Source organism: Alcanivorax sp. MD8A (assembly GCF_002888555.1).
Classification (GTDB): Bacteria; Pseudomonadota; Gammaproteobacteria; order Pseudomonadales; family Alcanivoracaceae; genus Alcanivorax.
In genome coordinates this window covers 24,728-30,727 of record NZ_AQOQ01000037.1, presented here as the reverse complement: position 1 = coordinate 30,727, position 6,000 = coordinate 24,728, and the positions used below count along the sequence as shown (strand labels likewise).

The 6,000-nt window shown below is 58.3% G+C and carries 7 protein-coding genes; 4 read left to right on the top strand and 3 right to left on the bottom strand.

From position 1 onward, the window contains the following. The first annotated feature begins 140 nt into the window (after nucleotides 1-140). Nucleotides 141-590 carry a universal stress protein gene (locus tag A15D_RS14910; RefSeq protein ID WP_102792571.1) on the top strand — a complete coding sequence of 150 codons (450 nt, stop codon included), beginning with the start codon at nucleotides 141-143 and terminating at the stop codon, nucleotides 588-590. Nucleotides 591-617: 27 nt separating this feature from the next. Here A15D_RS14910 and A15D_RS14905 read toward each other — a convergent pair whose 3' ends face one another. Continuing rightward, a complete protein-coding gene (locus A15D_RS14905) occupies nucleotides 618-1,268 on the bottom strand; it encodes a cyclic nucleotide-binding domain-containing protein (protein ID WP_102792570.1) in 651 nt (216 codons plus the stop codon). 266 nt (nucleotides 1,269-1,534) lie between these two features. Between A15D_RS14905 and lexA the strand changes: the two genes are divergently transcribed. The 3 genes from lexA to A15D_RS14890 are packed head-to-tail and all read left to right on the top strand — an operon-like array spanning nucleotide 1,535 to nucleotide 3,372. Beyond that, nucleotides 1,535-2,149 carry a transcriptional repressor LexA gene (gene lexA / locus A15D_RS14900; protein WP_022984559.1) on the top strand — a complete coding sequence of 205 codons (615 nt, stop codon included), beginning with the start codon at nucleotides 1,535-1,537 and terminating at the stop codon, nucleotides 2,147-2,149. Nucleotides 2,150-2,180: 31 nt separating this feature from the next. Continuing rightward, on the top strand, nucleotides 2,181-2,597 hold the full coding sequence (locus tag A15D_RS14895; protein WP_102792569.1) for a DUF1499 domain-containing protein: 417 nt from the start codon (nucleotides 2,181-2,183) through the stop codon (nucleotides 2,595-2,597). Continuing rightward, nucleotides 2,548-3,372, top strand: coding sequence for a TatD family hydrolase (locus tag A15D_RS14890; RefSeq protein ID WP_102792568.1), 825 nt, complete (start codon nucleotides 2,548-2,550; stop codon nucleotides 3,370-3,372). The genes A15D_RS14895 and A15D_RS14890 overlap by 50 nt, the downstream gene beginning before the upstream one ends. A 208-nt stretch (nucleotides 3,373-3,580) precedes the next feature. Here the strand turns inward: A15D_RS14890 and A15D_RS14885 are convergent, their stop codons facing one another. Together A15D_RS14885 and rlmKL are read right to left on the bottom strand one after the other, a co-directional pair. After that, complete coding sequence (locus tag A15D_RS14885) at nucleotides 3,581-3,802, bottom strand: glutaredoxin family protein (protein ID WP_102792567.1); 222 nt, start codon at nucleotides 3,800-3,802, stop codon at nucleotides 3,581-3,583. Beyond that, a complete protein-coding gene (gene rlmKL, locus A15D_RS14880) occupies nucleotides 3,802-5,916 on the bottom strand; it encodes a bifunctional 23S rRNA (guanine(2069)-N(7))-methyltransferase RlmK/23S rRNA (guanine(2445)-N(2))-methyltransferase RlmL (protein WP_102792566.1) in 2,115 nt (704 codons plus the stop codon). The genes A15D_RS14885 and rlmKL overlap by 1 nt, the downstream gene beginning before the upstream one ends. Between the last annotated feature and the right edge of the window lie 84 nt (nucleotides 5,917-6,000).

Below are 6,000 nucleotides of genomic sequence, written 5' to 3'. Positions count from 1 at the left end.
ACGCAAGGAGTTATTCAGAGGCTCCCTAGTAGTAGTACAAGCAGAGGTGGAAGAGCAACCCTGTACTGTGAATTACCCCGCTGGCAACCACTGCAAGGCGAGTTATACTGCCGGGAAAGACGGCTTTCATGGAGAGAATCGTGCCTACGCCCTATCGCAAGATCCTGGTTGCCATCGACGGCAGCGATGAATCCGCACAGGTGCTATCCCGTGCCGCTGGCGTCCTGTCTGGCAACGAAGGAGAGCTTCACCTCATCCATGTGATCGAACCGCTGGCGCTGGCCTACGGCGCCGATGTCCCCATGGATGTCACTGACCTGCAGACCGGGCTGATGGAACAGGCCCGGGAAATGGCCAGGCGCTATGCCCAGCGCTACCAGATTCCCGATGGCAACGTGCACGTAGAGCTGGGTTCTATCGAGAAGACCATCCTCGACAAGGCCGACAAGCTGGAGGCCGACCTGATTGCTGTCGGCAGCCACACCCGCAGTGGTCTGGCGTTGCTACTGGGGTCCACGGCTCGCGGGCTGGTCCCCGGTGCCCATTGTGATGTTCTGGCAGTGAAGGTCGACCAGAATGGCAAGGGCTAGGGAACCTCTGAATAACGCCTTGCGTGCTTAGGTCAGCTGGATCGTGCCGGTATTGGCCTGACTTTCCTCGTTCCAGCGGCATAGCAGCTCTGCCAGGCTCTGGGCCTGTTCGCGCAGGGCATCCAGTTCTTCTGCACTGCCTTTCTCACCGTGAAAAACGGGCAACTTGCGCATGGACTGCACCAGTTCGTGAGTTGGGGATTGCATACGCTTGACCTCCAGGGTCCAGCGTATGTGGTGCACAATCATATGAAAAAAGGCCAAACGGGTCGCCAGGGAATACGGGCTGTCATCCTCATTGAAGGCATTGAAATCCAGACTCGCCAGCACCGCTTCACGGGCATTGTCCGCGACCCTAATCGTGGCGCTGCGCGGGGTGCCGAGCAGCATGGACAAGGTGCCGAACACCTCACCGGGAGACACGTAATACAGTGGAGCCTCACTGCCCTGCTCTGCGCACACTTCCAACTGACCACGCAACAGGAAATACAGCGTGGAATCCACGTCACCGGCACGAATTACCGTGTCGCCGGAACCCGCTACCCATAACCGGGTGTTCTGTTCAATCTGGGCAAACTGTGCCTGATCGTCCCTGGCAATTTCATTGAAAAACGGGACCCCGGAAAGTAACTGCCGAACCCGCTGCTGGCCGAAATCATTATTGTTGGCCTGCTCCATCTACCTTCCCCGTTTAGCCTGACCCATGCCATTGATGGATATGAAAACCCAATGCTAGTGCCCACGACCAGACAGGGCAACGGCAGGAATGACAAATCCGTGCGCCTTACTGGTCAGGGGAACCTGGACAAATAACACTGTTCATATTGTCAGTGCTCGTGCTAGGATCAAAATCAATGGCCCCAATGTCGCCTTTGGCTGACAGAGGCAATCAGGAAATGCGCACACGGGAAGGCGCCATTTCTGACGACCACACGGAGAAGGTTATGAGCAGCAAACTGACTGAACGCCAGCAACAGGTTCTGGATTGCATTCGTGAGTGCCTGGCCGACACAGGCATGGCGCCAACCCGCGCCGAGATCGCAGATATCATGGGCTTCCAGTCCAAGAATGCGGCGTCTGACCATCTCCGTGCGCTGGAACGCAAGGGCTATATCAAGCTCCATAGCGACCGCTCCCGCGGTATCCAGCTGCTCGATAACGCCTACTGGTCAGAAGAAGAATTGCCCATCGTCGGCAAGGTGGCGGCCGGTGTACCCATTGAAGCCATTGAAAACGTGGAGCGAACCGTTCCCGTCCCCCAGGGGTTGTTCAAGCAGCGCCCAACCTACCTGTTGAAGGTTCAGGGCGACAGCATGATTGATGCCGGTATCTTTGATGGCGATCTTATCGCCGTGCGCAAATCGAATGTGGCCCGCAACGGCGAGATCGTTGTCGCCAGAATTGACGAAGAAGTCACAGTCAAGACATTAAAACTGAACAAGTCCAGTGCTACCCTGCTACCGGCGAATGAGGCCTATGAGCCCATCAAGGTGCCAGCCGACCAGCTGGTTATCGAAGGTATTTTTGTGGGGTTGATCCGTGATCCGAATTCTTATTAGTGTCCTTGTTCTGGTACTGAGTAGCAGTGTCATGTCAGACGATAATAACTTGCTCGCGCCCTGCCCGAATTCCCCCAACTGTGTGTCCAGCCTGAGCGGCAGCAAGGACCACTGGGTTCCCCCTCTGGAGGTATCGGACAACCGTGACACCAGTCTCCAGCGTCTCCAGACCGTATTGGATGCCCAGCCCCGTGTGGAATATGACGTGGTCGGCCAGTCGCGCATTCAGGCTCGCTTCAAGAGCCTGGTACTTCGCTTTACGGACGACGTCACATTTTACGTACGCGAAAATGGCGTCGTAGAGGTCCGCTCTGCGTCCCGTGTCGGTTACTGGGATTTAGGTGCCAACCGCCGTCGGGTAGAATCCCTGCGCAGCAAACTGGCAGAACTGAAATCCAATGACACAACCGCACAACACACTCCCCGAAGCGCCCATCCTCTGGGCTGATATCGGCGTCAACCTGACGGACAAGCAGTTCCGTGAGGACCGCAATGACGTTATCGACCGTGCTCGCGCTGCCGGGGTGACCTGGCAGCTGATCACCGGCACCAGCCTCGACGAATCCCGGCAGGCCGTCACTCTGGCATCACAGCACGACGACCTGTTCGCGACAGCGGGCCTTCACCCACACAGTGCACGCTTTTATTCGCCGGAAATGGAAAAAGAACTGCGTGAGTTGCTCAAGTCGCCAGAGGTCCGCGCGGCAGGAGAAATGGGCCTGGACTTCAATCGGGACTTTTCCCCCCGCCCGGATCAGGAAAGGGCGTTCGAAGCACAATTAGCCCTGGCGGCTGAAGCCGGGCTGCCTGTTTTTCTGCATGAGCGCGATGCCCATGACCGCTTTCTGCCGATCCTCAAGGCCTGGCGTGACCAACTGAAAGGGGCCGTTGTGCATTGCTTTACGGGCTCGAAACGGGCGCTGTTCGACTATCTGGATCTGGATTGCCACATCGGTATCACCGGTTGGGTGTGCGATGAACGCCGTGGCAAGGAGCTCGCCACTCTGGTGCCCAATATTCCGGACAATCGCCTGCTGCTGGAGACCGACGCGCCCTATCTGATCCCCCGTGACCTCCCTGAGCCGCCCGTGCAAAAACGCCGCAATGAGCCGTGCCTGTTACCGTGGATTGGCCAACGTGTTGCTACACTTCGAGAACAGGAAGTGACGGCTCTCGCAGCCATCACCTCAGACAACGCCGCAACGCTTTTCTCCGGGCGTTGACACACAACCCAAACCCACTCACAACACGTGTGTATCCTGAGAGATACCATGGTGACCCTGCATGGGATTCTGCCCACCACAGCCGGCTGGACAGCAGAGTGAGAGCAGTCGTCCGCCCGCGATGCCCCTCACCCGGCCGTTCATTCGCGGTGGAACCATCGCTCCCACAATTCCGGTGCCCCCTTGTGGGATATTGCCTGCAAGCGATTCAGCCCTGAAGAAACGCCTGGACTTCGAGCAGCCCGAAGGGCCAGGCAAGCTCCTTACCTTCGCGAGACAATACCGGGATTCGCTCGCCGTATCGTGCAATCAGGGCATCATCCTCCGCCACATCCACTGCCGTGATTTCCTGAGAGGGATTCACCATCAATAGCAGCTCGCGCGCCTGATCACACAGGTGACAACCCACGGTGGTGTAGAGCACAACCATTAGCCCTCCTCCACATGCCGGATCGCATAGAGCACGTGAACCTTGTCGTTGCGACGGAAGTCCTCGGGAATACTCCAGCGAGTCAGATCTTCCACGTCATACCACTTGCGAATGGATTCATCCAGTTGGAAGCGACGGTAGTTGCACGAAAAGTAGAGCACCCCTCCCCGCTCCAGCCGCTTCATGATTTTGCGGATCAGATCACCATGATGTTCTTCCACCACGAAGTCACTGCGGGACTTGTTATTGGAAAAGGTCGGCGGATCGCAAAACACGATGTCGAACTGCTCACGGCACTCATCCAGCCAGCGCATGGTGTCAGAACGTTCCATCGCATGCTGATCCGTTGAAAAGCCATTCAGCGCAAGGTTACTGGCCGCCCATTCGAGGTACTTTTTGGATGCATCGACCGTCACTGTACGCTTGGCTCCGCCCACAGCGGCATGCACAGTAGCAGAACCGGTGTAAGCGAACAGATTGAGAAAGCGCTTGCCCGAGGCTTCCTCGGCGATTCGCAACCGCACCGGTCGATGATCCAGGAACAGGCCGGTATCCAGATAGTCCTGCAGGTTGACCAGCAATTGGGCCTGCCCTTCCCGCACTGGCCGGTAGTGACCTTGCCCATCCAGTTTCTGGTATTGCTGCTTGCCCTTCTGCCGTTCACGAGTGCGAAGATGCACCTGCTCGCGGTGCACCCCCAGTGCGGCCCTCACGGCGGTCACGGCCAAGTCGCGTCGGACTTTCGCCTTTTCCGGATCGACGGTTTTCGGTGCCTTGAATTCCTGTACCAGCACCTGGTCGCCATAGATGTCCACCGCCACATTGAACTCGGGCAGATCACGGTCATAAAGGCGATAACACTGGATATCTTCGCGCTCCAGCCAGCGCCGCAGATGCTTGCCATTCTTGCGCAAACGATTGAGGAGCGGCTTGGCGTCTTCGGGAACGTCAAAGGCCGATTCATCGGCCACCCTGACCACCACCGGCGCAGCCAGTGAACGCGGCAGATAACGGCGGATAAAGTTGTTGAAGGGGCCATTCTTCAGGCGCCACTGGGTATCCAGCGTCATCCCGGTCCGGTCCATCACCTGCGCATCTGCCCCCAGTAAAATGGCGGTCCATTGCGGTGCCAGCACAGACAAGGTGCGCCCCAGACCCAGATGCAGCCATCCTGCCTGTTCCTGCTCGTCCAGGCGCTCGCCCCAGGGCGGGTTGGTGAGCAAGATCCCCTGTTCGGCAAAATCACGCTGGCGCAGGGCGCCCAGCTCACGGCGCTCAACGTGAATGGCCGCTCGAACCCCTGCCCGCTCCGCGTTTTGCTGGGCAAGTTGTATCGCCTTCAAATCGGCATCAAACCCTTTCAGCGACAGCGTAGGCACAGGCCGCTCAGCAGAGTTCGATGCCTCGGCCATGGCGGCTTCCCACAACTGCCGGCGACAACCCCGCCAATGTTGAAAACCATAATGGCGACGGTTGGCACCTGCCGCCCGCCCAGCTGCCATCAAGGCCGCCTCGATCAACAAGGTGCCTGAGCCACAAAAAGGGTCCAGCAGTGCGGCTGGCCGGTCTTTGCTGGCCCACCCTGCGGCCCATAGCATGGCCGCTGCCAGCGTCTCGCGCAGTGGCGCCCGACCACCGGCCAGGCGATAACCCCGCCGGTGCAACGGCTCCCCTGCAAGATCAAGCCAAAGGTGCGCTTCGTTCTGGTCTAACCGGGCCCTTACGCAACAGCTACCACGGGGGTCACGGGAAATGGGGAAGGCATCACCCAGCGCCTGAATAAACCGCTTGGCGCTGATACGGTTATCGCCACGCACACCGAGACCATGCTCCACATGCACGTGCAACGGCGCATCATTGCCCACCAGCGCACGCCAGTCCTGGCTGGCGGCCAACTTTTCCGGGGCAATATCCGGGGTCAGTTGCAGGGTTGCCAGGGGCAATAACACCCGCTCAGCCAGCCGCGACCACAGGCACACCGTCAAGGCATCGGCACTGCCTCCACTGAACACCACATGCGCCTTGCCCGTCTCTGTTACCGGCATTCCCAGGTGGCTCAGTTCTTCGGCCAGCAACGGGGCCAACCCGGGCATGCTGGTAGCGACAAATTCCATTATCTATTCCTCATAAGTGACTGTTTTATGCACAGGAAGAATTTTTATCCATTCAATTTCAACCAGTTACATAAACTGTCATCG

Bases quoted from the DNA above. Each gene is read 5' to 3' on its own strand.
- A15D_RS14905 (WP_102792570.1), bottom strand. From the start codon at position 1,268: ATGGAGCAGGCCAACAATAATGATTTCGGCCAGCAGCGGGTTCGGCAG.
- lexA (WP_022984559.1), top strand. From the start codon at position 1,535: ATGAGCAGCAAACTGACTGAACGCCAGCAACAGGTTCTGGATTGCATT.
- A15D_RS14895 (WP_102792569.1), top strand. From the start codon at position 2,181: ATGTCAGACGATAATAACTTGCTCGCGCCCTGCCCGAATTCCCCCAAC.
- A15D_RS14890 (WP_102792568.1), top strand. From the start codon at position 2,548: ATGACACAACCGCACAACACACTCCCCGAAGCGCCCATCCTCTGGGCT.
- A15D_RS14885 (WP_102792567.1), bottom strand. From the start codon at position 3,802: ATGGTTGTGCTCTACACCACCGTGGGTTGTCACCTGTGTGATCAGGCG.
- rlmKL (WP_102792566.1), bottom strand. From the start codon at position 5,916: ATGGAATTTGTCGCTACCAGCATGCCCGGGTTGGCCCCGTTGCTGGCC.